Raw genomic sequence first — 24,139 nt, 5'->3', positions numbered from 1 at the left:
AGTTGAGGTTTCGGCCAACTTCTGGTGTGCGCGCCGCGCAGCCGGCTCGGCCCGCCGTCCGCGACCGGGCGAGCGGGGGCGTGTGCCACCGAGCCGCCCGGCCTGCTCGGCGCCTCGCGGTCAGCGCAGTCGGCGTACCCGCAGCACCAGGTCGTCGGTGTGGTGGGCGCCGGCGCCGCCGTCGGGGACCACGCGCGGCCGCTGCTCGTCCACCTCCACCTCCCAGTCGTCGTCGAGGAGATCGGCGACCATCGCCGGCCAGACGTAGTCGGCCGGGTCGAAGCCGCTCTCGTGGTCCTGCCGGGTGTCCATTCCCGCGTGGTGCACGAGCAGCAGCACGCCGCCGGGCGCGACGGCCGCGAGCAGCGCCCGCTCGGCCGCGGCGTCCGGGGTGCGCAGCAGGGCCGGGTACTGCGCGGACACCAGGTCGAAGGAGGCCGGGGGAAGCGCCGCCTCGGTGAGGGCCGCGTGGACCCAGTGCACGGTGACGCCGGCGTCCCGTGCGTGCCCGGCGGCCCGCTCCAGCGCCACGCCCGAGACGTCGAGCGCGGTCACGTCCCAGCCCCCGCGCGCGAGCCAGATGGCGTCCGCGCCCTCCCCGCAGCCGACGTCGAGCACTCGCCCGGGCGTGAGCCCGGCGGCCTCGGCCACGAGCGCGCCGTTGGGCCGGCCGCTCCACAACTGTTGTCGATCGGAGTAGCGGGTGTCCCACTCCGCCCGCACCTCGGGGTCCCCGACGTATGCGTCGGGAGGCGAGGGGACGCCGGATTCTGCCGTTCCTGCTGCGATGTCGTCGGTCACGGTCCCACGGTCGCCCAAGGCCTCCGGGCATCGCCACTTCTGTTGCCGGGACGGCAAACGGGCGTGAAACGGCGGGCCCGAACTCCCTCGGACAAGGCCCGACGCGTAACCGATGGGTTACGCTTCCGGTGTGGACGAACTCAGCGAAGTGGCCGAGGCCGTCGCCGATCCCGTGCGCCGGGACATCCTGCTCATGCTGCGTGACGCCCCGCTGACGGCGGGGGAGATCGCGGCCCGGTTCCCCATCAGCCGGCCCGCCGTGAGTCGCCACCTGCGGGTGCTCCGCGAGGCCGGTCTGGTCCGGGACGAGCAGGTGGGACGCCATCGCCGGTACTCGCTCGTGCGCGACCGGCTGGACCACCTCACCGCGTGGCTCGCTCTGTTCGAGACCCGGCAGCATGGCTGGACGCAGCGGCTCGCGGCGCTGGAGACCGAGGTCCACCGGACGCGCAGGGACCGGAAACGGGCCGAGCGCGACCACGCATCGCCCTCCGCGCCACCTGCCAGAGAGGACACGGCATGACCCCCGACCCCACGGGACGACTCGTACCGACGCCGTCCGGACACGACCTCGTCCTCACCCGCACCTACCCGGCCCCCGCCGACGACGTCTGGGCGAGCCTCACCGAGCCGGAGCGCACCGCCCGGTGGTTCGGCCCCTGGCGCGGCGAGGCCGGGGCGGGCCGCACCATCGAGGTGCAGATGGCGTTCGAGGAATCGGCCCCCTGGTGCCCGATGCGGATCGAAGCCTGTGAGCCGCCCCGCCGGCTCGCGGTCTCGATGGAGGACGTCTCTCGCCTGAGGCACTCCCGTCCCCGGTCCGGTCGGTCCCGGCGCATGATCGGATCGGTTCGCGACGATCGGGTGCGGCCGGGGTGCCCGCTGTCAGGGTGGAGCCGAAAGGGAGGCCTCGTGATCTCGGCACTCAACAGACTCATCGATCTCGTCGAGGAGCACCTCGCGGAGGAGCTCGACGTCAGCGGCTTGGCGGGCGAGCTCGGCACGACCGAATACCACCTGCGCCGGATGTTCTCGTCGCTGGCCGGCATGCCGCTGTCGGAGTACGTACGCCGGCGGCGCATGACGGTGGCTGCCGCCGATGTCGTCCAGGGTGGGAGCGATCTGCTGAGCATCGCCGTCCGGTACGGCTACGGCTCCAGTGAGGCGTTCGGACGTGCGTTCCGAGCGGTGCACGGCGCCGGGCCCGGTGACGTGCGCCGCGACGGAGGCCCCCTGCGTACACAACCGCAGCTCAGGTTCCGCCTGACCGTCGAAGGGAGTACCCCCATGGACACCCGCCTCGTCGACCGGCCCGCATTCCGGCTGGTCGGACACGCCGCCCGGGTCCCACTCATCCACCGCGGCGTCAATCCGCACATCCAGGAGCACGTCCAGTCACTGCCGCCCGAGGCACATCAGCGGCTGAAGGCTCTCGGCGACACCGAGCCGGGAGGCCTGCTCCAGGTCTCCCACGACGTCGATCCCGACGGCAGGGAGGGCACCGAGCTGACCTACCTGCACGGAGTCGCCGTCACGTGGGACACGCCGGTCCCGGACGACCTCGACGCCATCGAGGTGGATGCCGGGAGGTGGGCGGTCTTCCGTACCAGCGGGCCGTTTCCGCAGACCCTGCAGACGACCTGGGCGGCGACCGCGACCGAGTGGTTCCCCTCCAATCCGTGGCGGCTGCGATCCGGCCCCTCGCTCGTGGCGATCCTCGATCGTGCGGACGACTTCAGCACCGCGACCAGCGAGCTGTGGCTGCCTGTCGAGCCGGCCTGAGCGACGGGTGACCGTCCGGCCCTTCCGAGGGCGCTGACGGCCTCTCTCCGCCCGCTCAGTTCATGAGTGTGAACAATATGCACATGGGTGTACTTGTTGGTCGTGGCATGCCAATCTCGTGACAACTGCTCGTCAAGCGTCACGAGTTGGGGGTCGCACTCATGTCCGGCATCAGCAGACGCGCACTGCTCGGCAGTGCCGCAGCCGTGGCCACCGGCGCCGGCGCGGGAAGCGGTACGGCGTTCGCCGCTTCCCGCGAGTCCGGGCAAGTGCCGGAACTGTGGCGCGAGTTCACGCGCGATCCGTTCCGGCATCCCCAGGTGCCGTTCGTCGGACGGGCGGGGTTCCGCTGCGGAGCGGCGCGGCTGCCCGACCGGCCGGTCCGCGCCGACGTACGTGATTTCGGCGCCGTCGCGGACGGCCGCACGGACTGCGCTCCGGCGATCAACCGCGCCATCGCCGCCGTCGGCAAGGCCGGCGGCGGCACGGTCCTCGTCCCGCCCGGCCTCTTCCGCATCGACGGCCTGATCCTCCTCGGGCATTCCCATGTCGTCCTGCGCGGCGCCGGAAGCGACCGGACGACGCTGTACGCCACCAGGAACCTGACCGGCCTGATCGGCCCGTACGGCTCCCGTTACGGCGGCGACAAGTCGTCCTGGTCGTGGGCGGGCGGGCTCATCTGGCTGGCGCCCGAGGCCCGTTGGACCGCTCTCACCGAAGCGATCAGGGCCAGGGCGTGGCCGTTCGAGGGCTGGACCGGGAACCGGCGCGACGAATGGCGCACGCTCACCGCCGTGGCAGCCGCCCGCAGAGGCGATCGGACCGTGACGGTGACCGACCCGGCCGGACTGCGGCCCGGCGCCCTGGTCCTGCTCCGTCTCGCCGACGATGCCGGGCACGGCCTGCTCAGGCACATGGCGGGTGACGGACCCGGCCCCGATGCCTACACCTGGAGCGACAAGAGCAAGCTGCTCTCCTACGTCCCCTACGAGTGGCCCGTCCGCGTCACCCGGGTCAGCGGCCGGCAGGTGACCCTGGAACGTCCCCTCCCGCTGGACACGCGCCCCGAATGGGATCCGCGGTTCACCACCCACGTACCGGAGCTGACCGGCGCGGGCGTCGAAGGTCTGACCCTGGAGGCGGTGGAGACCCCGCAGCAGCCTCACCTCCTCGACCTGGGACACAACGGTGTCGTGCTCCAGTGCGCCTACGACTGCTGGGTGGACGACGTGACGGTCCGGCACACCGACAACGGCTTCGGCCTCGTCGCCGCGTCCGCGTGCACCCTGCGCCGCACCCGGGTCGCGGGCCGCGGCACCCACCACCCGTACTTCTGCCGCGAGGGATCGCACGACAACCTCATCGAGGACTTCACCATCGAGGAGCGCACGACTCCCGCCCCCGCGGGCACCCAGCTGCACGGCATCAACGTCGAGGGCCTCTCCTCCCACAACGTCTGGTCGCGCGGGGTCATGCGGATGGGAACCTTCGACAGCCACCGCGGCATGCCCTTCGCCAACGTCCGCACGGACATCACCGTGCACAACGACGGCCGCCACGGCGGCGACGCCACCGCCGGGCCCCTCTTCGGCGCCCGCTTCACCCACTGGAACATCCGTGTCACCAACGGACGCGCCGGCCTGATGAAGATCGACGGCCTGGCCCCGTTCTCCGCGACCGTGGGCATCAACGAGGTGCGCGAGTTCGACCAGATCGACACCCCCGACTTCGAGGGTGACCTGCACAGCCGTCTCGAGCTCTACGGCACGACCGACGCGGTGCGCCCGCGCAACCTGTACGAGGCGCAGCGCGCCCATGGGGACGGAACCGGCCGGTGAGTCAGGTCGTCGCGGGCTCCTCGGCCAGGAACTTCTCCACGAACTCCCGTGCCCTGCGGTCGAAATCGGCGTACTGCGCTGCCCGTTCGGCGCCCGCGACCGCCTCGCCGACCGTGAGGTTGCCCTCGGCGTCGACGCGCTGCGGACGCTCCTCGGCGTCGGTGAGCAGGCCCACGGCGGAGTGGGAGAAGCCGCAGTAGTAGGCGATGCCGTCGCTCAGATTGGTCTCGAGGAGGGTCTGCATGCCCTCCACGACCGGGTCGTCGGAGGTGGCGCCGGCCAGGCCCAGCCACAGGATGCGCTTGCCGGCGAGGCGGGGCCTGCTGCGGCCGTAGGCGAAGCCGTAGTTCCACACGCGGTCGATCCAGCCCTTGAGGAGGGCGGGCACGTGCTGCCAGTACACCGGGAAGACGGCGACGACGGCATCGGCGTCGAGGACGCGCTGCATATGGGCGTGCGCCTCGTCCGAGTACCGCTTGTCCCGGTCGCCCCAGTCCGGCTGGTCCGCCTCGTTCATCCGCGGATCGAACCCCTCGGCGTGCAGGTCGAGCAGGTCGACGCGGTAGCCGGCGGCTTCGAGCCGGGCGGCGGCACGGCGGGCCGTGTGCGCGGTGAGGGAATCGGTGCGGTGGTGGGCGACGACGACGAGGGCTGTCCTGGCATGGCCGACCTGCTGCGTCACGATGTCTCCTGGCTGGTCTCGGTCAGTGCGACGAGTCCAGTACAGCCCTGCCGCCGTAGATCATCCATGGGAGAAACGCTCCAGAACATAGGAGAGCGTCTACGGTGTCTGCTGTGGATCCCCTGAGTTCGCTGCTGAGCGGTATCCGGGCCGAGGGCTCGGTCGTCACCCATGCGGTGCTGACGAAGCCCTGGACCATCCGTTTCGCCGACGCCGCCCCGCTCATCATGATCAGCGTGCTGCGCGGGGGCGGCACGCTGCTGCTGCCCGACGGCACCGCACGCGTCGTCGGCGCGGGCGACACGGCGATCGTGCGCGGCCCCGAACCGTTCCACCTCGCGGACCACCCCGCCACCGTGCACGGCCCGCACGAGGCCTACGAGATCGCCTGCTTCACCGCGGACACCGCATGCACCGAGCAGGAACTCGGCGGTATCCACTGGGGCACCGACTCGCAGGAGGCGACCGCGCTGATCGTGGGCGCCTACCGCGCCTCGGGCCACCGCCACGAACGACTCCTGCGTGCCCTGCCGCCCGTCCTCGTGGTCGAGGAGGACGCCGACGTCTGCGCCTGGCTGGAGACGGCAGCCGCCGACGCCGCCCGGCAGTCGGCCGGTTCACAGGCGCTGATGGACCGGCTCCTCGACTGGGCGCTGGTGTGCACGCTGCGCAGCTGGTTCGACAAGGCGGGCGCCGACGCGCCCAGTTGGTACCGGGGCCTCGCCGACCCGGTCCTCGCCCCCGCTCTGCAGGCCTTCCACGACCAGCCCGCCCGAGCGTGGACGGTGGCCTCCCTGGCCGCCCGTTCCGGCGTCTCCCGGGCGCTGTTCGCCAAGCGCTTCACCCAGCTGATGGGCCGTCCGCCCCTCGCCTACCTCACGGAATGCCGCTTGGACGAGGCCGCGGCGCTCCTCACCGACACCGACCTCGGCATCGCCCAGATCGCCAGGTCCGTCGGCTACGCCGACGCTTTCGGCTTCAGCGCCGCGTTCAAACGCCACAAGGGCCTGAGCCCGAGCAGGTTCCGCGCTTCGGCGGGTTCGGCCGGGTCCGGGACCTCGCGCGTCGAGGCGGCCGGTGGCACGGGCGGAGCTGTTCCGTGAGCCAGGCACGGCGGACCCGCCGGCCGGACCCGGCGAACCCGCCGTTTCGGGCCGGTGAGGTGCCCGGAAGGACGGGATCACGAGCGCGAGCAGGCGACACCAGGTGTCCGGGACAGTGTCGCCGGCGAAGGTGACGCGACCACCATGATCCACCGCTCGCGGACCGTCGTCACCACCGCTGCCCGGGCCCGACGACCGTGAGCCCCACCTGCTCGGCGAGCCAGTGCGCGTACGGCTCCCGCACCTCGCGGCCGTCCACGTTCACGCTGCGGACGTGGACCAGGACGGTGTGGTCGTCGGCGGGCTCGTCGAGCTCGCGGGTGGGCGAGTTGAGGAGGAGCGTCACCTCGGCGTGCTTGGACTCGCCGGCGAAGCCCACCTCGGGCGCGTCCGGCCAGCACAGCGCCTCCCAGGTGATCCAGCCCCTGTTCGGGCCGACGGCCGCAGTGAAGGCGTCCTCGATGCCGCCGACCGGGAGGTCGTCCAGTTCGCACCCCACCGGCAGCCGTCCTTCGAACGCGGCGGGGTCGAGCGGCAGGTCCCGCCCTCGGACGCCGACGACCAGCGCGGGCTGAACTTCGAACGGCACCCCGTCGAACGCCCCGTCGTCCTCCCGGCTCCTGAACCACGCCTCGGGCAGCTCCTTCGCCACCCGCCGCACCTCGGCGACGGAGGGGAGCTCGGTGTACACGCAGACGTCGGAGTGCTCCGACCGGCCGAACTCCATGAGGCGGCGCGCAGTGCGCAGGGCGAGCGCGGGATCGGGAGTGCGGAAGACCGGGAATGCGATGTCGTTCGACATGCGCTGACTGTGTCATGGCGCGTCGTCGAAGGTCACCGTCATTACGGCCCACTCGGTCCTTCGCGCGGTCAGGAGGGCCATCGCACGCGGCGAGGTCCCGTCGGCAGCCGGGACCACCCGGCGCGGGCACGGCGGTGTCAGTGTGCCTGAGTTGTCTGTTCCAGTGGCGGCGGGGGAGTGGGGGCACCCGCGGGCGGCGCGATCCTGGCGTATCGACTCGGGGCGGTGCCCTCCGCGGTGGCGGTCGGCGTGCTGCGCCGGCTCTGTGGTGGGACGGCGGCCGCGGCGGTGCCGCCCGGGACCCAGCCGGCGTCGACGACACGGACCTGCATGAGCCACGCACCGCCCAGGAGCAGCACGCCGAGAGCGAGCATGCCGATGAGTCCGGCGGCGCCGTCGAGTTCGGCGACGTGGCCGAGCAAGGTACCGAACCATCCGAAGTCGGCGTCGCCGAACGTGGTGTTGGCGTCGCCGAAACTGCCCAGGACGCGCAGCAGCAGGGCGGGCAGGAAGGTGATCAGGACGCCGTTGAGGAAGGAACCCGCGATGGCGCCGCGGCGGCCGCCGGTGGCGTTGCCGTAGACGCCGGCCGCTCCGCCGGTGAAGAAGTGGGGGACGAGCCCGGGCAGGACGAGGGCCAGGCCGAACGCGGGGTTGAGGATCCAGATGAGGGCGGCCAGCGCGGTGAGGCCGCCGAGAAAGCTGAAGATGAACCCGACGAGTACGGCGTTCTGGGCGTAGGGGAAGACGATGGGGGCGTCGAGTGCCGGCTTGGCGCCGGGGACGACGCGCTGGGCGATGCCCTGGAAGGCCGGGACGAGCTCGCCGAGGATGGTGCGGACACCGAAGAGGATGACGGCCACGGCGATGCCGAACTGCAGGCCCTGCATGAGGGACTGCATGAGGTAGTCGCCGAGTCCTGAGGCGGCGGTGCCGAAGGCCTTGAAGGCGGTGGCGCGACCGGCCTTGGCGAGGAAGAGCAGGCTCATCACCAGGTAGATGAGAACCATCGACAGAGCGGTGGCCACCATCGAGTCGCGCAGGAAACGCAGCCCTTCGGGCAGGCGCATGTCCTCGGTGCTGCGGCTCGGCTTGCCGATCCTGTTGACGAACTGGCCGGTGGCGCCCGCGGTGATGTAGCCGGCGGTGCCGAAGTGGCCGATGGCCACGCTGTCGTCACCGGTCACCTTCTTCGTCCAGGGGTGGGCGAGCGCGGGCAGGGAGACCAGAAGGATGCCCAGCAGTACGCCTCCGCCGAGGACGACGGCGAGGGAGGACTGTCCGGCGGTGGCCATGACGATGGTGAGCAGGGTCGCCATGAACAGCATGTGGTGGCCGGTGAGGAAGACGTAGCGCAGCGGCGTGAAGCGGGCCAGCAGCAGGCTGACGAGGAAGCCGGTGATCATCAGCCAGGCGACGCGGGCTCCGTACTCGTTCTGGGCTATGCCCGCGATGGCCTCGTTGGTGGGGATGACGCCGTGCGCGCCGGTGCTGCCCTGGATCATCTTGCCCAGGGGGTCGAGGGCGGCGGTGACCAGTCCCGCTCCGGCGCCGACGAGGAGGAGCCCGAGGGTGGCCTTGATGGCCCCGCCGGCGATCTGCCCGGCGCTCTTCTTGAGGGCGATCAGGCCGACGGCGGTGATGAGGCCGATGAGGTAGGCGGGTTGGCTGAGGATCTCGTTGACGAGGAACGTGGCGAGGGCGATGAGCCAGTCCATGGAAGGGCGTCCTTTCCCGGTCAGACGCTGTAGGTGTCGCGCAGCACGGTGTCGACCTCGGCGGTGCTGGTGAAGTCCTTGACGATCTTCACGGGCACCCCGACGTCGCCGAGCGTGCGGGCGATCTCGCGGGAGGTGAGGATGGCGACCGCCTCGGAGGCCTTGCCCTTGGCGGAGATGGTGTCGGTGGCTTCCACACTGACGTGCCGGGACCAGCCCCAGCGGTCGAGCACCTGCTCCAGGGTGTTCTTCAGGAACAGGCTCGTGCCGACGCCGTTGCCGCACACGGTGAGGATCTTGTGGTGGGACGCCGTCTCGACGGCCGGTGCGGCTCGGTCCGCCGGCGCCGCGTCGCCGTCCAGCAGGGCGAGAACCTCCGATGCGCTGCGGGCCCGTTCCAGGGCGGTGGCCGTGGCGGGGTCGGACAGGGAGCGGGCGAGGGCTGCCATGGCCTCGGAGTGGGCCGATGAGTCGGTGGCCGCCAGTGCCACGACCAGGGAGACGGGGTCGTTGGTGTCATGGCCGAAGCGGACGGGCTCGTGCAGACGTATCCATGACATGCCGGTCCTGAGCACGGCGGGGGACGGCCGGGCGTGCGCGAAGGCCAGCCCGGGAGCGATGACGATGTACGGGCCGTTCTCCTCCACGTTGACGATCATCTGCCTGGTGTAGTCGGCGGTGCTCACGCCGTCGTCGACCAGGGCCTGCCCCGCGGCGCGGATCGCCGCGCGCCAGTCGGGGGAGTGGACGCCGAGTCGCACGGCGGTGGGGGACAGCAGTGTGGTGAGCGTCGTCATGATCACAGTCGTTCCCCGGCCGAAGCGGAGGCAGTACTGCTGCCGCGAAACCCGATCGGTTCTGGACGCGACCCGGTCATCGAGGGCGCGTTCGGCGTCGTCGCGCTGCAACGCGCGCGCCAGGGCTTCGGGGCCGCCGGAGAGACTCCGACGACGACGTGTCACAGGCGAATGATGACCAGCACCGTGTCGTCGATGGTGTCGGCGGGTGGCAGGAGGTCGGCCAGGAGGGCGTCGGCCAGGGCCTCGGGGCCGGCCCGGCCGTGCCGGACGAGGGAGTCGGCGAGGCGGGACAGGCCGACGTCGATGTCCTCGTCGCGGCGTTCGATCAGGCCGTCCGAGTAGAGGACCAGAGTGGCGCCCTCGTCGAAGGCGACACGGGCCTCGGGCCGCGGAACGTGTTCGGGTCGCGCGCCGAGAGGCGGGTCGGTCGCCCGGTCGAGGAACGCCACCGTGCCGTCGGGGTGGAGCAGGGCGGGGGGCGGGTGTCCCGCGCTGCTGTAGGTGAGGGTGCGGGTGTCCCAGTCGACGTAGATCTTCACCACCGTCGTGGATTCCGCCCCCGCGACATGACGGGAGTACAGCCCGAGGGCTTCCAGCGCCCGGGCCGGACCGTCGGCGACGCGGGCGGCCGCGCTCAGTGCGCTGCGCAACTGCCCCATGACACCGGCGGCTTCCAGACCGTGGCCCACGACATCGCCGACAGCGACCGCGATGCGGTCGCCGGGCAGGTCGACCAGGTCGTACCAGTCGCCGCACACGTTCAGGGTGCCGACGGCGGGCCGGTAGCGGACGGCTGCCCTGTGGTGCCCGACCGGCATGGGGGCGGGCAGCATCGCCGCTTGCAGGGACAGGGCGACCTCGCGTTCCCGGGCGTGGGCCAGACGCAGGCGCTCGTTGGCCTCCTTCAGTTCGCGGGAGCGGGTGTACAGCTCGGCCTCCAGGACGCGGGCCCGGGTGCTGTCGCTGTCCGCCTCGCCACGGGCGCGGATGAGCTCGGTGACCTCCTCCACCCGGTGCACGATCAGCGCCACCCGCCCGTCCGGGCCCAGCACGGGTGCGTTGACCGGGCTCCAGAAGTGCTCCACCCAGTGCCCGGGCCGCTCGCGGTCCTCGATGTCGTAGCGCAGCAGCGCCATGGTGTCGCGCTCACCGGTCGCCACCACGCGCAGCATCGACTCCCGGGTCTCGCGCATCCCGGCCGCGGCCGGCTCGGCGGGGTTCTCGGGGAAGACATCGAAGATGTAGCGGCCCAGCAGTTGCTCGCGCGTGCGCCCGGCCAGCCGGAGGAAGTCCTCGGTGGCGTCGGCGTACACCAGCTCGGGGGTGAGGAGCGCCACCATGCCGGGCAGGGCGTGGAAGACCGCCGCGTAGTCGATCCGTGGTTCCCTCATGCGCTGCCCGCCTAGGCGCCGACGTCACTGTGCCGCTCCACCATAGGAGTGGACGCGCCACGTCGTCGGGCACTGCTCCCCTCGGGCTCGGCACGTCACCTGGGCGGCCCCGCCGTGAGGGTGACGTCGACAGAAGCCGGTCACCGGCGTGCCGCCGAGGACGTTGTCCGGCGCCGCGCTCCTTCGAGACCTCGCCCGGGCCGGTCTGGGCCCGGGCGGCCCCGCGTCACACGCTCACAGGAGGGGCAGGCTGTCACCGCCGAGGAGCTGCCATCCGGACGCGGGGAGTCCGAACTGCGAGGTGGTGAACATCTTGCTGCCGGTCCCGGAGGGGCGGGTGGTACCGCCGGGCAGGACCCAGGCGGCGCCGGCGTAGTTGTTCTCCCCGTGCGCGGTGACGACGAGTTCGGGACGCCCGTCGCGGTTCACGTCGCCCGCCGAGACGGTGGTGGCGAAGTGGTCGCCCCTCTCACTGCCACCGGGGACGCCCGTGGTGTCCTGGCTGTAGGAATACGCGCCGGAGCCCAAGGCGCCGGTGCGCTTGCCGGGGATGACCGTCACCGTGCCGGCACCTGCGACGGTGCCGGTCTTCTCGCCGGGCGTGCCCACCGCGATGTCGCCGACACCGTCGCGGTCGAAGTCCGCGACCGCGACGGATGCACCGAAGTCGTCGCCCTTCTCTGCGGACCCCGGGACGCCGCTGGTGTCCTGGGAGACGACGACGGGCCTGGCGTTGGTCGGCACGCCCGCAGAACTCCCGTACCAGATCAGGATGCGCCCGCCGAGCTCTCCGTCGACTCCGCGCTGTTCCGGCTCGTCGGGGTCTCCGGCGACGATGTCGCCGTATCCGTCGCCGTTGACGTCGCCGACGGTGGCCACCAGGGCGTCGCCGTGGGTCAGGGGGACACTCCACTGCGGTTCGCTCTCGGCGTTGACGTGGATCCGGCCGCCGGTGTACCCGCCCGCACGTCCCGTCACCGCCACCGTGTCGGCGCGGCCGTCGCGGTCGAGGCCGCCCGCTGCGACCGAACCGAACCACTCGCCCAGCCCCAGTCCCGCGGAGGCGGGCCCGCCCGACCGGGTGAAGGGACCTCGGAAGGTCTGGGTGTAGTTCCAGCCACCGACCGTCACCAGACTGGTGGACGAGGACCCCTTGCCGGCGGCCGCCACGTCCCGGCCGACGCGGTCGAAGTCCTCGGGAGCGGAGGGAGTCGGCAGGGCCCGCCCGGACACCAGGCCGGAGCGTCCGCCCCACAGGACCGTGACCATGCCCTTGTTCATGCCCTGCGGGAGGTCCTCGTAGGGCGCGCCGACGACCAGGTCGGCGTACCCGTCCCGGTCGAGGTCGGCGGCGGCGGTGGACGCACCGAAGTGGTCGCCCTGCTCGGCGCTGCCGGGCACGCCGGGGGAGTTCTGGGTGATCAGGGCGCGGGACTTCGCGGAGAGCCCGGACGCGGAGCCGTACAGGACGATCACGGCGCCCGCGTCCTCACGTCCGGCGACGTCGGCGGCGGGCACCCGCAGCACGGCGTCGCGGTAGCCGTCGCCGTTGAAGTCCGCGGGGACGGTGTCCCCGGCAGCGTGTGCGCTCGGGACGTGCACGGTGCCGAGCAGCCCGGCGAGCAGAACGGTGGCGATGGCCAGCGATCTGCTGCCGTGGCCGTCTTTCCTGGTCATGTGAGTCTCCCCCACGTCAGAGATACGGCTCGGCGTCCTGCGGTTGTCGGCGGTGCCGCCGACGAGAGCGGCGCGGAAGCCGACTCGGTGGGCGAACGACTCCGCGCCGGACGCACGGATACCGTGACGGTGCCGACGGCCGGCCGGCCATGCGACACGGCGGCCGCGCCGGCGTCTGAATCCCCCTCGACGACCTGTGGTCGCACAAGTGAGCGGATGTTATCAGCGAGTTGACGGCGTGCTCCAACCGCTGCCGTCCTGTGCCGCGCCGGCCACCGCCGGGGCGCCGCTCCGGGCCCCCGGACCTCCTCCCCTGCGCGGGGCAGTTCGGTGCCCCGAAGCGTCCTGCTCGTGAGAAGCAGCCCGGGGAGTCAAGATCCGTGCGGGCCTCGTGCAGCTGCCCGTTCCACAGCCGCAGCATCCCCGTGCGAGGAGACCGTCCAGCTGCCGCGGGGTGTCCCGTCGCCCGGTGTCCGGCAGGTGGGCGAGGGAACGCATGCCCTGTGCGTTGTCGCCGGAGATGCCCGCAGGACGGTGCGGAACGTGGGATACCGGGCGCGGCTGCCTGCCGGACCTCCCGCAGCGGGGCCGCACCGGCTGAGCGCCCTCAGCGTGGCAGCCCCGCTCGAAGCCGGCGAAGGCTTCCGTCAAAGTGCTGACAGGCGGCCGGGGACCGTGCAGGAGCCCATGAGCCGGCCGAGCCCTCCGCTCGCGACGACGACCTGCGGACGGGGCGGACTCCTGTCAGACGGGAGGCCAGTTCCGCAACGCCGCGTCGGCGACCTGCTGGAGTTCGGAACGGCCGGCGCCGCCGGCGGCCTGGACGGCGATGCCGTTCGCCACGGTCATGAGGTAGCGGGCGAGCAGTTCCGGGTCCGCGTCCGACGGCAGATCACCCTCGTCGACGGCCTGCTGGAACCGCCGGCGGAGGCGGGTACGGCCGTCCTCACGCCAGGCGATCAGGGCGTCCTGGGCGACCCGTCCGGAGTCGCCTGCGGCAAGCGAGCCCTGCACACCCAGGCACCCGGCGGGGCAATCGGGACGGGTGGTCGTGTCGACCGAGCCGGCGAGGAACGCCGTGGCCACCTCCCGGGCGCTCGGCTTCTCCATGGCGCGGTCCGCGTAGGAGGCGGGGCCTTCGGTGTAGCGCTCCAAAGCCTTGCGGAACAGTGCCTCCTTGTTGCCGAAGGCCGCGTACATGCTCTTGCGGGTGATGCCCATGGCGCTGGTCAGGTCGGTGAGGCTGGCGCCTTCGTAGCCCCGCTCCCAGAAGACGAGCATCGCCCGCTCCAGGGCCTCGTCGGCGTCGAAGCCTCGCGGTCGGCCGATCGGCGCTTTCCGGGTGTTCTCCACGGAACCATCCTACCTCCTCGATACCGATCGGTGCAGAAGTGCTACGGTCTACTTCTGCACCGACCGGTATCTAAATGTGAGGAGCTCACGTCATGGGACAGCTGCAGGACAAGACCGCCGTCGTCACCGGCGGCAGCACGGGGATCGGCCTGGCCACCGCCGCGCGGCTGGTGTCCGAGGGGGCCCACGTGTTCATCACGGGCCGTCGCAAGGACGCGCTCGACAGGGCCGTCGAGTCGATCGGTTCCGCGGTCACCGCGGTGCCGGGCGACGTGGCGGAGCCGGCCGATCTGGACCGCCTGTACGAAGCCGTCCGTGAACGGGGCCGTGGTCTCGACGTGTTGTTCGCCAACGCGGGCACGGCCGCACTCGCACCGCTGGCGGAGGCCACCCAGGAAGAGTTCGACCAGACGTTCGGCGTCAACGTCCGGGGCACATGGCTCACCGTGCAGAAGGCGTTGCCGCTGCTCAACGACGGCGCATCGGTGATCTTCACCGACTCCATCCGCGCCGACGACGGCCGGGAGAACTTCGGCCTGTACGCGGCGTCGAAGGCCGCGATCCGGTCCCTCGCGCGCACCTGGGCCAACGAGCTGAAGGGCAGGGGCATCCGCGTCAACACGGTCGCGCCGGGCGCGATCGACACCCCCGGAGTCGACATCGCCATCGGCGACAAGAACGCGGCGGCGGTCAAGGCGGAACTCGCCGCGGGAGTGCCGATCGGCCGCTGGGGCCGCCCGGAGGAGGTCGCCGCAGCCGTGGCCTTCCTCGCCTCCCCGGACAGCAGCTTCGTGCTGGGCACCACCCTGCATGTCAACGGCGGTGAGAACCAGTTCTGACTCGGCGGGGGCGTCCCGGCCTTTCGGCGGCACGTACCCTTTGCCGGGGACGGCGCGGCGGAGGCGTGCGCCGCGGGCTACATCCCTGGGGAGCTGATGCCCTGAGCGCCGGCCCGGGTCTGCACCTGGGCCGGGCTCGGCATCGAGGAACGCCGGGCGTCGAACGGTCGTGGCGGTGAAAAGGCTCGCCGCGATCCTGCCCGATCGTCAGCTCTCCGCCGGCTCTGCCCTGGGGACGTACTGGAGGTGTGGGAGCAACTCGCCTTCCCGGACTGGCATCTACATGCTGCCGGGCGGGATGGGCGTGGCCTGGTGGTAGTACATCTGCCACGTTGCGGCCGCTCCCTGCTTGCGCCAGAGCGAACTGCGCCGTGCCCGGTTTCCATCGAACGTGGTCTCGTACGTGAGGTGCACCAGCCCGGGGGCCAGCAAGACCCCGGTGAACTCCGAGGGTTCATAGCGCGGACCGCTCTCCACCGCACCGTCCAGCTCGGGCAGTGCGGCGAGCATCTCGTCATACGTCCACCGCCGCCCCGAAGCGCCGACCTCCACGAAGTCCGGGTCCAGTAGCTGGCGGGCCAGCGAGCGTGACATACGCACGCTGGGGTCCATAAGGCGTATCTCGGCCTCGATCGCTGCGCGCACGTCGTCCGTCTCTCGGCTCATGAGGGCATCCTCGCCCCGGTGGCCAAGCCCATCGCAACCGGGTTACCACGTCGAGCATGGCTCGGCTGCAAGGGTGGCTGGGTCGCCTCCTGATGAGGCGATCTTCCGCGCCGGTCAGCACACCCGCCCGCACTCTCCGCCGCTCGCGCGTCACTCTTCTGACGGCACTCGTCGCCACCGTGGGACGCGCCGCGTGCGGTACCGAGAGGGCCGACGCTGAGAGGGACCCGTTCCTGCCGGGCTGGCGGAGGCAGTCCGGAGCTCCGGTCCGGTCCTGAGCTCCGGACCCTGCCCCCTGCCGATGAGTTTCCGATGGTCGCGCAGTCCACCCCTCGACACGAAGGGAGCGCACCATGCGCAAGATCATCGTTTGCACGTTCCTGTCGCTGGACGGCGTCATGCAGGCACCGGGCGGTCCGGACGAGGACCCCGAGAGCGGCTTCGAACACGGTGGCTGGCAGAAGCCGGTCTCCGACGACGAGGTCGGGGCGGCCATCGCCGGCTGGTACGAGCCCGCGGACGCGATGCTGCTCGGCCGCAAGACGTACGACATCTTCGCGGCGTACTGGCCGACCGCCGATCCGGGCAACCCGTTCACCGAGCGCATGAACGGCATGCGCAAGTACGTGGCGTCCCGGACCCTGACCTCTCTGGAATGGGAGAACTCCACGCTGCTGCAGGGCGACGTCGCCGACGCCGTGCGCGAGCTGAAGGCGTCCGACGGCGGCGACATCAACGTCGTCGGCAGCGGCGACCTCGCCCAGACGCTCATGCGGCACGACCTGGTCGACGAGTACCGGCTGACCATCCATCCGGTGATCATCGGCACCGGCAAGCGACTCTTCGCCGACGGAGCGGTCCCCACCGCTCTGGAGCCGGTCAGCGTCTCGACGACGAAGAGCGGCACGATCGTCGGCGTCTACCGCCCGACCGGCAAACCCGGCTACGACAGCTACTAGTCGGCGGGCGAATGCCGCGCCACTGATCGCTGCGCGCCGGAATCTCACTGGGCGGTCTCGTCATCGGCCAGTACCGTGCGGCGTGGACGCGAGGGGGATGAGCCGTGCGCCCGGTGCTGTTGGGCGACCACCTGGGAAGAGGAAGCCAACGCCTTCATCGGGCCGATCCCGGGCCTGCCCGACCTGCCTGGTGAGGGAACACCACGACGGTCCCGCCCTGCTGCACCGGGTCGATCCCCGGCGCGGCCTCGCCACGGCCGACTTCGCCGCGCTGACGGCCTGGGCGGCCGGTCTCGGCTGACCCACCGCTGCCGGACAAGCACCGGCGACAACGGGACGGCGACAACGGGACGGCGAGAACGGCGGCGAGAACGGCGGCGAGAACGGCGGCGAGAACGGCGGTGAGAAAAAGGGAAGGCGCGCGGCAACCGTTCGTTGGCAGGATGTCCGGGCTCCGCACCCCACGGGAAAGGACCCCACGACCATGGCTCGTGCCGTCACTCTGATCCGTTCCGACGCCCTGTCCGACGTCGCCGAGTACGCCTACGCGGCCACGGCGCCCGCCGACTCCCGCCTGATCTTCCTCGCCGGGGCGTGCCCCCTGAACGACGACGGCTCGACGGCGGCGATCGGCGACTACGCCGGTCAGGCGTCGAAGGCCGTCGAGAACATGCGGACCGCTCTCGAGGCGGCCGGCGCGTCTGTCCAGGACGTCATCAGCACAAGGGTTCTTGTCGCATCGTCCCGGCGGGAGGATCTGGTCGCCGCCTGGGCGGTGGTCCGGGACTCGTTCGCCGACCACGACGTCCCCAGCACCCTGATGGGCGTCACGGTCCTGGGATACACGGACCAGCTCGTCGAGATCGAGGCCGTCGCCGCCGTGGTCGACCGCTGAGGCCGAGTCGGCGCAAGGCGGCGGCCGAGGCCGGAGACGGCCGCGGGGCGTCCGGCGGCCCTAGGAGAACGTGCGCTCGCCCGACCCCATGTCCTGGGTACCGATGACCGCCAGCAGTTCCAGCTGGGCGGCGTCTTCCGTGCCCGGCGGGGCACTGAACCACAGCAGCCGCTGGCGTCCGTCCTCGCTGAACAGGGTGTGGCAGTCGAGCGAGATGACTCCCAGCACGGGATGGGCGATGCGCTTGTGGTCGGTCCGCCGCAGGGCGACCTCGTGCGCGTCCCACAGCGCGGCGAACTCCTCGCTGCGCCGCCGCAGGCCGGCCACCATCCCGGCGACCTCCCGGTCCCGGCCGCGCCGGGCGGCGACCGCCCGCAGGTCGGCGACGAAGGCCCGGGAGTGCTGCGGGTGGTCCTCGGCGGGATACAGCGCGCGGGAGGCGGGGTCGGTGAACCACCGGTGGACGAAGCTCGCCTCCGGGCCGCGCCGCTCGGGCGCACGCCCGACCAGCGCGGCAGCGAGTTCGTTCTGGACGAGGGTCTCGTGCAGGTCGGTGATGATCTGCGCGGGCGTCGTGCTGAGCCGGTCGAGCAGGCCCAGGAGGGCCGGCTGGGCGTGGGCGTTCGGGCCGTGGGCCGCCGAGGGTACGGGGCGGTCGGCGAGGTGGAACAGATGGTCGCGTTCGTCCCCGCCCAGACGCAGGGCCCGGGCGAGCGCGGCCAGCACCTGCGCCGAGGGCTGGACGCCGGCTCCGCGTTCGAGCTCGGTGTAGTAGTCCGCCGACAGACCGGCCAGCTGGGCCACCTCCTCGCGTCGCAGGCCGGGGACCCGGCGGCGCGGTCCGGTGGGCAGTCCCACGTCGGCGGGCCGCACGCGATCGCGCCGGGACCGCAGGAACGCGGCGAGCTCGGGAAGGTTCACGCGGACATCATCGCGCGCACCGCGAACGCCGAGCCAGGGGATGCCGACCCCAGGGTGCGCACAGCCCTGGCTGTCTCGCCCGCACCGGACGACTGTGGTGTGCACGGCGGCGGACCCGGCCGACGGCTCCGAGCCGGGGGCCGCCCCCACCCGTCGCACCCGTTCCCCTCGCACCACCACCGATCTGTTCATCACCGGCAAGGACGAGGAGACGGTGGCCCGGCTCGCCGCGCAGCGCTCGTCGGAACGGCTCGGCACCTCCGCCGACATCGCCGAGACCGTCGCGTGCCTGGTGTACCCGGGCCGGTCGCTGGGTCAACGGCCAGGTCGTCCGGGCCGACGGCGGCGTCGTCTGACCGCCCGCCGGCCTTCCCGCGTCATCCCACCCCGAGAGAGAGCACTCATGCCGTTCGCGAACTTCAAGGTCCCCGCAGACACCCTCACCGAGGAGCAGAAGGAGCAGATCATCACCCGCGCCACCGAGCTGTACGTCGACATCTACGGCGAACGCGCCCGCGCGACCACCCTCGTCCTGGTGGAGGAGGTCACCGACGGAGGCTGGGGAATCGGCGGCGAGGTACTGACCCTGGCGAAGCTCCGGCAGACGCCGGAGAACTGAGGGACCCCGAACCCACGTGCCGGGCGACTGGCAGAGGGCGTCCGCCTCAGGTGCCGCCCGTTCGAGGACGCGGCTGCCTGTGGGCCTGCGGATGTGTGTAGGCCCGCGCTACCCGGGACGCGGGCGTCAAGCGAAGATCGCGTGGACCTGGTCAACCGCTTCGGGCCCGTAGCCGACCACACCCACGGGAACCGCGCCGTCGATCGCCTCGATGATGCGCCCGGCCCACACCGGTCCGAACCCACCGCAGAGTTCGATGAGTTGCACCCCTTCGGCCACCATCCGTCGCGCGACCTCGACGCCTTCCTCGGGCTTCGCCACCCCGACGAAGACGGTCCGGCACGCGCCCGAGTCCACGACGTTCACCTCGCCACCGGACGCGCTGCCGTCCGCCGTGTAGATGAAGGCCCAGTGCCTGAGCGCCATGCGAATCATCCTCCCCTTGGTCATGACTGACAGCACCAGCCAAGCAGGTGGAGACCGGGCGACGGACCGGACCGGATTGTTCCGGTGAGTGATCTGTGCCGCACCGTGCGCGACGTCTGCTCGCCCCGTGCGGGGCACGTGGAGCCGCGAGGCGGGTGACGCGTTCGTGAGGGCCCTGTCAGGCGGCCCCGGCCCGCCACCGTTGCTCGGCGCGCCCGTCCGCGGACTCCAGGGACAACCCGTCCCCGGCTCCGCCTTCGGGGGTGACGGCCGTCTCGGACTCGCTCGGGGTGCACAGCCGGGCGTAGGCGAGGACGTGTGGATGGTGACGGGCCCGGAGTTCCTGAAGGGCCGGGTACGCGGTGGCCGTGTCCGCGCGCAGCAGCTCGGTGAGCCGTCCGTCGGACGCTCCCGCAGGCGCTGCGGCGTGGGCCTCGGCACCGGGGCGCGCCCCATCACGATCTCTGCCGCCGTCGGCCCGAGCCATCCCGCCGCCTCCTCCTCGCACCCTTGCGACCCGCACGAAGAGCTGACCTACCGGCGGGTACGACGGCTCATAGTGATGGAAGTGGGGCCGCGGGGAAGGGGTTTCTGTGGGTAACCACGAGTCGCCGACGAGAAGCATCTCGATCACGGAATGAGCGGCAGCGGGACGAAGAGCGCACTGACCATCACCGTGATGCGGCCGACGGTGATGGCGCGGGCAGCGACCGTATTCACTGCAGACCTTCCCCTCCAGGCCGTCGTACGTGCGTTTGATACGGCGAATAGGGGTCATCCGCATGCCAAGCCTGTCTCCCCGTAGGGCAGCACGGACAGGATCATCCGGAACACGACGCGGGCAACGAGAGGTGAACGCGATGACCGTCGCGACACAGCAGGGTGGCGGGGGCGGTTCCAGCGGCCTCTACGACGTTCTTGAACTCATCCTCGATCGCGGGCTGGTGATCGACGCCTTCGTGCGGGTCTCCCTGGTCGGCATCGAGATCCTCAAGATCGACATACGGATCGTGGTGGCCAGCGTGGACACCTACCTGCGCTTCGCCGAGGCGTGCAACCGTCTCGATCTGGAGGCGGGACCGCGTAAGCCGGCCGGACTCACCGAGCTCGCGGGGAAGGTCACCGAGTCCGGGGCCCGCGGCAAGACGAAAGGGGTCCTGTCCGGCGCCGCTGAAACCATCGCCGACGCCTTCCAGCAGACCCGGAACGAAGGCCGGGAACGTGAGGCGGGACGCGGACGCTCGTAGGGCAGGCGGGGCTGCCCGCGCGGACTCCGACGCGGTGATCGCAGCAGCCACGGTTGGGACCCCGGCATCGTGCCCGTGGAGCCGGCCCGGGCTCGGACCTGGGTGGATCGGCTATGTCAGCCCGAAGCCGTACTGTGCATACCCGCGTCGCGCCCGTGCGCCGAAGGCGGCCTGTGCCTCCTGCGCAGGAAAGCCCCCGAAACCCGCTCGGGCGGCGCCCGCGCGTCGAGCGTGGGCGCCGCCCGGAGCGACGGAGGAGGCGAGGAAAGCGGAAGAACTTGCTGCAGGAAAGGGATTGAGAAGGAAGTCCCTCCATGGCCTCGCCGACGCCAACGCTAGCACTCAGTCCGGTATCAGGTCGCGCAGATTTTCGAGGGTGACGACCCGGGAGCCCGCGGCGAGCCCTTCAGGGCGTTCCAGCCCGATGTACGTGACCGGCTCGCTCGGGGCAGTCGTCTTGTCGTCCCACAGCTCCACGGCCGTGGCGGCGTCGGACATCAGGCCGACCAGGTAGCGCACCGTCAGGTACTCGCGCTCCACGAGGGCACGCACCACCTTGGACACCGACATCTGGTTCTCCTCCACCTGGTTGGCCGACGACAGGCCTCGCAGGTACAGGTGCAGCCACTTCGCGCGCCACCGGCCGTCGTCCTCGCGCCGGAACACCAGCGGCAGTGCCACCCGGCCCACCCCGCGCAGCTCCGACTTCATCCGCACCGTGCGCGGCTCGAAGGGCCGGCCCTTCTGCTCACCGTCGCGCAGCATGAAACCGAAGAACGACTCCTCGGTCTCGTCGAAGCCCTCGCCGGCGTAGATGTTGACCTGCGGGACGATGAAGGTGCTGCGCACCCGGTCCAGGGACAGGTTGATGAACTCCGAGGCCCCGTCGGGCGCCTCGGTGACATCACCCGAGTGCTTGCCTCCGACAGCCTTCAGGGAGGTGTAGGAGAGCCAGGAGTCGGTGCTGTAGTCGCGGTGGAGAAGCAGGGCCGAGAGATCGTAGTCGGTCCGCTTCCCGGCCTGCTTCCAGTACACGAAGAAGCGCAGCTGCTCGCCGTCGACCGCCGAGGTCGAACCGCGCGGCAGGACCCCGAGACCGGCCGCGGTCGCCCTGCCGCTGAGCGGGAGCGCCACGTCGAGGACCTCGGGGTCGAGCAGCAGCCGGCCCGGTGCCGGGAGTCTGCGGCGCATCTCGGCGTCGAGGGCGGTGACCAGGCGGTCGCGGTCGGCGGCGGGCACCGGCGGCCGGGCGTCGGGAGTGACCCAGCCGCGGCCTCGGCGGTTGACGAAGATCCGGGGCTGGGCGCTCGCCCGCTCCCGGTTCTGGAAGTGTTCGCGGACGGACAGCACGACTCGTCCGGAGACCTCGGGAGCCACTTCCACCGCGGCGGCCAGCACCGCGTCGCGCTCCTCCTGGTCGGCGGCGAGGCGCAGCAGACGGTCCAGCGCGCGGAACAGCTTCCCCGGAGCCGACTTCAGCAACGCCACGGCACCGAGGACGTCGGCCGCGTCGAGCAGCTGCTCGACGCGGCTGTCGAACGACCGTGCCTCTTTCTCGCCCCGCGCCACGGCGAACACATCGGCCGCGTACGGCCACTGCGGATACTCGTGCGGGTGCAGTCGCTCTCCGAGTCGCTTGAACGGCTCGCGGTAGGTGTGTACGTCGGCCAGCTTGCCGGGGTTCGCCGCGACCACGGCGTCCAGGCCCCCGAGCAGCTGCCGGCGCACCGGCCGGCGGAAACCGCGGAACCGGGTCGGTTCTTGCAGCGTCACGTCGCCGCCCGCGAGAGCGCAGGCCAACCGCAGCACATCGACGACGGTGTCCAGCATGGGGTCCGCGCCCACCGCGAGACGTGCCTCGTTGACGATCGCGCGGTTCTCCCTGACCGGGATCGACTCCGGCTGGGGCCCGAGGGCGCACCGTTCGGCGAGGATCCTGAGATCGCCCAGGTGGTCGTCGCCCAGTGGCGTCGTACTGCCCGCCAAGGCCAGGTACAGGTCCGTCAGTTCGTCGTCCAGGTCGCGTCCGAGGTGGAGGACGGTCACCCGATCGCCGGCCGCGGCGATCAGCTCGTCCTGCGCCGCGAGCATCTCCTCGTAGGTGTGCTGGTAGCGGCCGTACGTGGGCAGGCTGAGCAGGTCCAGCACTCCGTGCGCCAGCTGCGTCAGCACGTTCCCGCGCGACGCGTCGTCCGCGAGCGCCTTGGTCACGCACCGCATCCAGAACTCTTCGGTGTCCGGCACGTTCGCCGGGAAGTCGATGAAGTACGAGTTGTGCCGGACGTGGTCGCCGACCATCTCGCTCACCGTGCGCAGCGTCCGCTTGGCGGTGTGCACGACGGCGGCCTCCGACAGCCCGGACAGCCGTTCCAGCGCCTCCGCCGAGAGCTTGAAGCCGACGGAGGCCAGCGTCGCGTCGAACTGCCGCGCGGCGGTGGCGCCTTCTCCGGCGGAGCCCTTGGGGGAGGGGATGCGGTGGGTGTGTCGGATGACCAGTGCTTCGAGACCGTGCGCCATTCGGGGATGATCGCAGATCTGTGCGAATCCACGCACGGCATTTCCTCGCCGCGCGCCGCACCGTCTGTCCCGTTGCGCGGCTGGTCGGCCGGCTGGCCGGCGGGTCGGCGTCAGGCGAACGGCTCGTAGCAGTCGTAGTTGCGCTGGGCGACGATTCTGCCGTCCCGGAATTCGAGGAAGGCCGCGATGTGCGCGCGCATGACGTGCCCGGCGGGCAGGCGACCGAAACCGGTGGCCAGCGTGCCGGACCACTTGACCTCCAGTGCGACCTGGTCGCCGGACGCCACCGCGTTGACCACTTCGTAGTGCTGGGCGGTGAGCAACGTGCGCGCTTGTGAGGAAGCGGCGAGGGTCTCCGCGAGATCGCGGTCGGCGCCCGCGGGAAACAGAGCGTTGGGCAACTGGGAGTGGGTCATGTCCGGGTGCAGGAACTCCCTGAGTTCCTCCGGCGCTGCCAGGCGGGCCACGGCCTCGTGGTAGCGGAGTGCGAGGCGGACGTGGGGATGTTCGTCGAGCTTCACCATGTGCACAACCATAGTTGCACAACCAAGGTTGTCAAATGGATCCTGGGGCCATGCGCGAACCAGTTGATCCCGTCGGCCTCGACCTGGGCAGTCTCGCCTTGTTCGTCGGCTTCGCGGCCAGCAGTGCGGTCCAGGCCGACCTCGCCTCGATGGGCTTCGGTGACCTGCGGATGTCCCACGGATACGTGTTCCAGCACCTGATCGACGCGCAGCCGACCGTGAGCGACCTCGCGGCGAAGCTCGACATGACCCAGCAGGGGGCCTCCAAGGTCGTGGCGGAACTGGAACGACTCGGCTACGTCGAACGCCGGCCGAGCCCTCGTGACGCCCGCGTCCGCCACGTCACCCTGACCTCCAAGGGCGGGGAAGCCGTCACGGCCGCTCGACGGGCGCGGGAGCGCCTCGAAGCGCGCCTGAGGGAGCGCTGCGATCCGGCGGCGTTCGATGTGGCGCGGACGGTACTCGTCGATCTCCTGGACGAACTGGGTGGCACGGAGGCGGTGCACCGGCGCGACGTCAGGCCGCCGCGCTGATCGGCCGGATGCCGGAGCGACCGGGCGGGGCGGTCGCCGCTGGGCG

At 71.5% G+C, this 24,139-nt stretch carries 23 protein-coding genes and 4 pseudogenes; 13 read left to right on the top strand and 14 right to left on the bottom strand.

Features of this window, described 5'->3' with window-relative positions; all coding sequences use genetic code 11:
* Positions 1 to 120: 120 nt before the first annotated feature.
* The gene (locus ACPXCS_RS20385; protein WP_425948176.1) at positions 121 to 801 is read right to left on the bottom strand and encodes a class I SAM-dependent methyltransferase; all 681 of its coding nucleotides are present in this window, start codon (positions 799 to 801) and stop codon (positions 121 to 123) included.
* Positions 802 to 931: 130 nt separating this feature from the next.
* On the opposite strand from ACPXCS_RS20385, the gene ACPXCS_RS20380 reads away from it, so the two are divergent.
* The 4 genes and pseudogenes from ACPXCS_RS20380 (at position 932) to ACPXCS_RS20365 (ending at position 4,421) form a co-directional block, all read left to right on the top strand.
* Entirely contained in the window at positions 932 to 1,324 is a 393-nt protein-coding gene (locus tag ACPXCS_RS20380) for a metalloregulator ArsR/SmtB family transcription factor (protein WP_425948178.1), read from the top strand.
* Positions 1,321 to 1,575: pseudogene (locus tag ACPXCS_RS20375) on the top strand (SRPBCC domain-containing protein); the annotation flags it as partial. The gene ACPXCS_RS20380 and the pseudogene ACPXCS_RS20375, both read left to right, overlap by 4 nt.
* Before the next feature lie 138 nt (positions 1,576 to 1,713).
* Positions 1,714 to 2,583, top strand: a complete 870-nt coding sequence (locus tag ACPXCS_RS20370) for an AraC family transcriptional regulator (protein WP_425948256.1) — start codon at positions 1,714 to 1,716, stop codon at positions 2,581 to 2,583.
* A gap of 161 nt (positions 2,584 to 2,744) precedes the next feature.
* On the top strand, positions 2,745 to 4,421 hold the full coding sequence (locus ACPXCS_RS20365) for a glycosyl hydrolase family 28-related protein (protein ID WP_425948180.1): 1,677 nt from the start codon (positions 2,745 to 2,747) through the stop codon (positions 4,419 to 4,421).
* Position 4,422: 1 nt separating this feature from the next.
* Here the strand turns inward: ACPXCS_RS20365 and ACPXCS_RS20360 are convergent, their stop codons facing one another.
* Positions 4,423 to 5,103 (bottom strand): NAD(P)H oxidoreductase, encoded by a 681-nt coding sequence (locus ACPXCS_RS20360; RefSeq protein WP_425948182.1) that lies wholly within the window; start codon positions 5,101 to 5,103, stop codon positions 4,423 to 4,425.
* A 113-nt stretch (positions 5,104 to 5,216) separates the two neighbouring features.
* Here ACPXCS_RS20360 and ACPXCS_RS20355 point away from each other — a divergent pair, with 113 nt between their 5' ends.
* The gene (locus ACPXCS_RS20355; RefSeq protein WP_425948184.1) at positions 5,217 to 6,206 is read left to right on the top strand and encodes an AraC family transcriptional regulator; all 990 of its coding nucleotides are present in this window, start codon (positions 5,217 to 5,219) and stop codon (positions 6,204 to 6,206) included.
* 169 nt (positions 6,207 to 6,375) lie between these two features.
* Here the strand turns inward: ACPXCS_RS20355 and ACPXCS_RS20350 are convergent, their stop codons facing one another.
* The 6 genes from ACPXCS_RS20350 to ACPXCS_RS20325 all read right to left on the bottom strand — a co-directional run bounded on the left by ACPXCS_RS20350 (position 6,376) and on the right by ACPXCS_RS20325 (position 13,947).
* Positions 6,376 to 7,008 (bottom strand): hypothetical protein, encoded by a 633-nt coding sequence (locus tag ACPXCS_RS20350; RefSeq protein WP_425948185.1) that lies wholly within the window; start codon positions 7,006 to 7,008, stop codon positions 6,376 to 6,378.
* A gap of 137 nt (positions 7,009 to 7,145) precedes the next feature.
* The gene (locus ACPXCS_RS20345; protein WP_425948186.1) at positions 7,146 to 8,726 is read right to left on the bottom strand and encodes a PTS ascorbate transporter subunit IIC; all 1,581 of its coding nucleotides are present in this window, start codon (positions 8,724 to 8,726) and stop codon (positions 7,146 to 7,148) included.
* A gap of 20 nt (positions 8,727 to 8,746) precedes the next feature.
* Positions 8,747 to 9,523 (bottom strand): PTS sugar transporter subunit IIA, encoded by a 777-nt coding sequence (locus ACPXCS_RS20340; RefSeq protein WP_425948187.1) that lies wholly within the window; start codon positions 9,521 to 9,523, stop codon positions 8,747 to 8,749.
* 161 nt (positions 9,524 to 9,684) lie between these two features.
* Entirely contained in the window at positions 9,685 to 10,917 is a 1,233-nt protein-coding gene (locus ACPXCS_RS20335) for a PP2C family protein-serine/threonine phosphatase (RefSeq protein WP_425948189.1), read from the bottom strand.
* A 234-nt stretch (positions 10,918 to 11,151) separates the two neighbouring features.
* Positions 11,152 to 12,594 (bottom strand): FG-GAP repeat protein, encoded by a 1,443-nt coding sequence (locus ACPXCS_RS20330; protein ID WP_425948190.1) that lies wholly within the window; start codon positions 12,592 to 12,594, stop codon positions 11,152 to 11,154.
* Between the two features lie 744 nt (positions 12,595 to 13,338).
* On the bottom strand, positions 13,339 to 13,947 hold the full coding sequence (locus ACPXCS_RS20325) for a TetR/AcrR family transcriptional regulator (RefSeq protein ID WP_425948191.1): 609 nt from the start codon (positions 13,945 to 13,947) through the stop codon (positions 13,339 to 13,341).
* Positions 13,948 to 14,039: 92 nt separating this feature from the next.
* On the opposite strand from ACPXCS_RS20325, the gene ACPXCS_RS20320 reads away from it, so the two are divergent.
* A complete protein-coding gene (locus ACPXCS_RS20320) occupies positions 14,040 to 14,786 on the top strand; it encodes an SDR family NAD(P)-dependent oxidoreductase (protein WP_425948193.1) in 747 nt (248 codons plus the stop codon).
* Positions 14,787 to 15,065: 279 nt separating this feature from the next.
* Here ACPXCS_RS20320 and ACPXCS_RS20315 read toward each other — a convergent pair whose 3' ends face one another.
* Positions 15,066 to 15,452 carry a DUF4440 domain-containing protein gene (locus tag ACPXCS_RS20315; RefSeq protein WP_425948195.1) on the bottom strand — a complete coding sequence of 129 codons (387 nt, stop codon included), beginning with the start codon at positions 15,450 to 15,452 and terminating at the stop codon, positions 15,066 to 15,068.
* A 353-nt stretch (positions 15,453 to 15,805) separates the two neighbouring features.
* Between ACPXCS_RS20315 and ACPXCS_RS20310 the strand changes: the two genes are divergently transcribed.
* From ACPXCS_RS20310 to ACPXCS_RS20300, 3 genes and pseudogenes are all read left to right on the top strand, one after another.
* Complete coding sequence (locus ACPXCS_RS20310; protein WP_425948197.1) at positions 15,806 to 16,411, top strand: dihydrofolate reductase family protein; 606 nt, start codon at positions 15,806 to 15,808, stop codon at positions 16,409 to 16,411.
* Between the two features lie 120 nt (positions 16,412 to 16,531).
* Positions 16,532 to 16,712: pseudogene (locus ACPXCS_RS20305) on the top strand (hypothetical protein); the annotation flags it as partial.
* Between the two features lie 183 nt (positions 16,713 to 16,895).
* Positions 16,896 to 17,306, top strand: a complete 411-nt coding sequence (locus ACPXCS_RS20300) for a RidA family protein (RefSeq protein WP_425948199.1) — start codon at positions 16,896 to 16,898, stop codon at positions 17,304 to 17,306.
* A gap of 60 nt (positions 17,307 to 17,366) precedes the next feature.
* On the opposite strand, the gene ACPXCS_RS20295 is transcribed toward ACPXCS_RS20300, so the two are convergent.
* Positions 17,367 to 18,227 carry a helix-turn-helix transcriptional regulator gene (locus ACPXCS_RS20295; protein WP_425948200.1) on the bottom strand — a complete coding sequence of 287 codons (861 nt, stop codon included), beginning with the start codon at positions 18,225 to 18,227 and terminating at the stop codon, positions 17,367 to 17,369.
* Between the two features lie 172 nt (positions 18,228 to 18,399).
* On the opposite strand from ACPXCS_RS20295, the pseudogene ACPXCS_RS20290 reads away from it, so the two are divergent.
* Together ACPXCS_RS20290 and ACPXCS_RS20285 are read left to right on the top strand one after the other, a co-directional pair.
* A pseudogene (locus tag ACPXCS_RS20290) lies at positions 18,400 to 18,583 on the top strand (SDR family oxidoreductase); the annotation flags it as partial.
* A gap of 47 nt (positions 18,584 to 18,630) precedes the next feature.
* A complete protein-coding gene (locus ACPXCS_RS20285; protein ID WP_425948202.1) occupies positions 18,631 to 18,846 on the top strand; it encodes a tautomerase family protein in 216 nt (71 codons plus the stop codon).
* A 126-nt stretch (positions 18,847 to 18,972) separates the two neighbouring features.
* Here ACPXCS_RS20285 and ACPXCS_RS20280 read toward each other — a convergent pair whose 3' ends face one another.
* Positions 18,973 to 19,272 carry a DUF6506 family protein gene (locus tag ACPXCS_RS20280; protein WP_425948204.1) on the bottom strand — a complete coding sequence of 100 codons (300 nt, stop codon included), beginning with the start codon at positions 19,270 to 19,272 and terminating at the stop codon, positions 18,973 to 18,975.
* Between the two features lie 277 nt (positions 19,273 to 19,549).
* Positions 19,550 to 19,759, bottom strand: a pseudogene (locus tag ACPXCS_RS20275) (ricin-type beta-trefoil lectin domain protein); the annotation flags it as partial.
* Between the two features lie 373 nt (positions 19,760 to 20,132).
* Between ACPXCS_RS20275 and ACPXCS_RS20270 the strand changes: the two are divergent.
* A complete protein-coding gene (locus ACPXCS_RS20270; protein ID WP_425948206.1) occupies positions 20,133 to 20,519 on the top strand; it encodes a gas vesicle structural protein GvpA in 387 nt (128 codons plus the stop codon).
* Between the two features lie 342 nt (positions 20,520 to 20,861).
* On the opposite strand, the gene ACPXCS_RS20265 is transcribed toward ACPXCS_RS20270, so the two are convergent.
* Both ACPXCS_RS20265 and ACPXCS_RS20260 read right to left on the bottom strand, forming a co-directional pair.
* Complete coding sequence (locus ACPXCS_RS20265) at positions 20,862 to 23,036, bottom strand: TerD family protein (RefSeq protein WP_425948208.1); 2,175 nt, start codon at positions 23,034 to 23,036, stop codon at positions 20,862 to 20,864.
* A 110-nt stretch (positions 23,037 to 23,146) separates the two neighbouring features.
* Entirely contained in the window at positions 23,147 to 23,560 is a 414-nt protein-coding gene (locus ACPXCS_RS20260; protein ID WP_425948210.1) for a nuclear transport factor 2 family protein, read from the bottom strand.
* A gap of 50 nt (positions 23,561 to 23,610) precedes the next feature.
* Here ACPXCS_RS20260 and ACPXCS_RS20255 point away from each other — a divergent pair, with 50 nt between their 5' ends.
* Positions 23,611 to 24,093, top strand: a complete 483-nt coding sequence (locus ACPXCS_RS20255) for a MarR family winged helix-turn-helix transcriptional regulator (protein ID WP_425948212.1) — start codon at positions 23,611 to 23,613, stop codon at positions 24,091 to 24,093.
* Positions 24,094 to 24,139 lie beyond the last annotated feature (46 nt).

Origin of the sequence: Streptomyces sp. DT190 (assembly GCF_049846985.1) — a bacterium.
Classification (GTDB): Bacteria; Actinomycetota; Actinomycetes; order Streptomycetales; family Streptomycetaceae; genus Streptomyces.
Note: the sequence above shows the minus strand (reverse complement) of the source record. Positions and strands in the feature narration are given on the sequence as shown.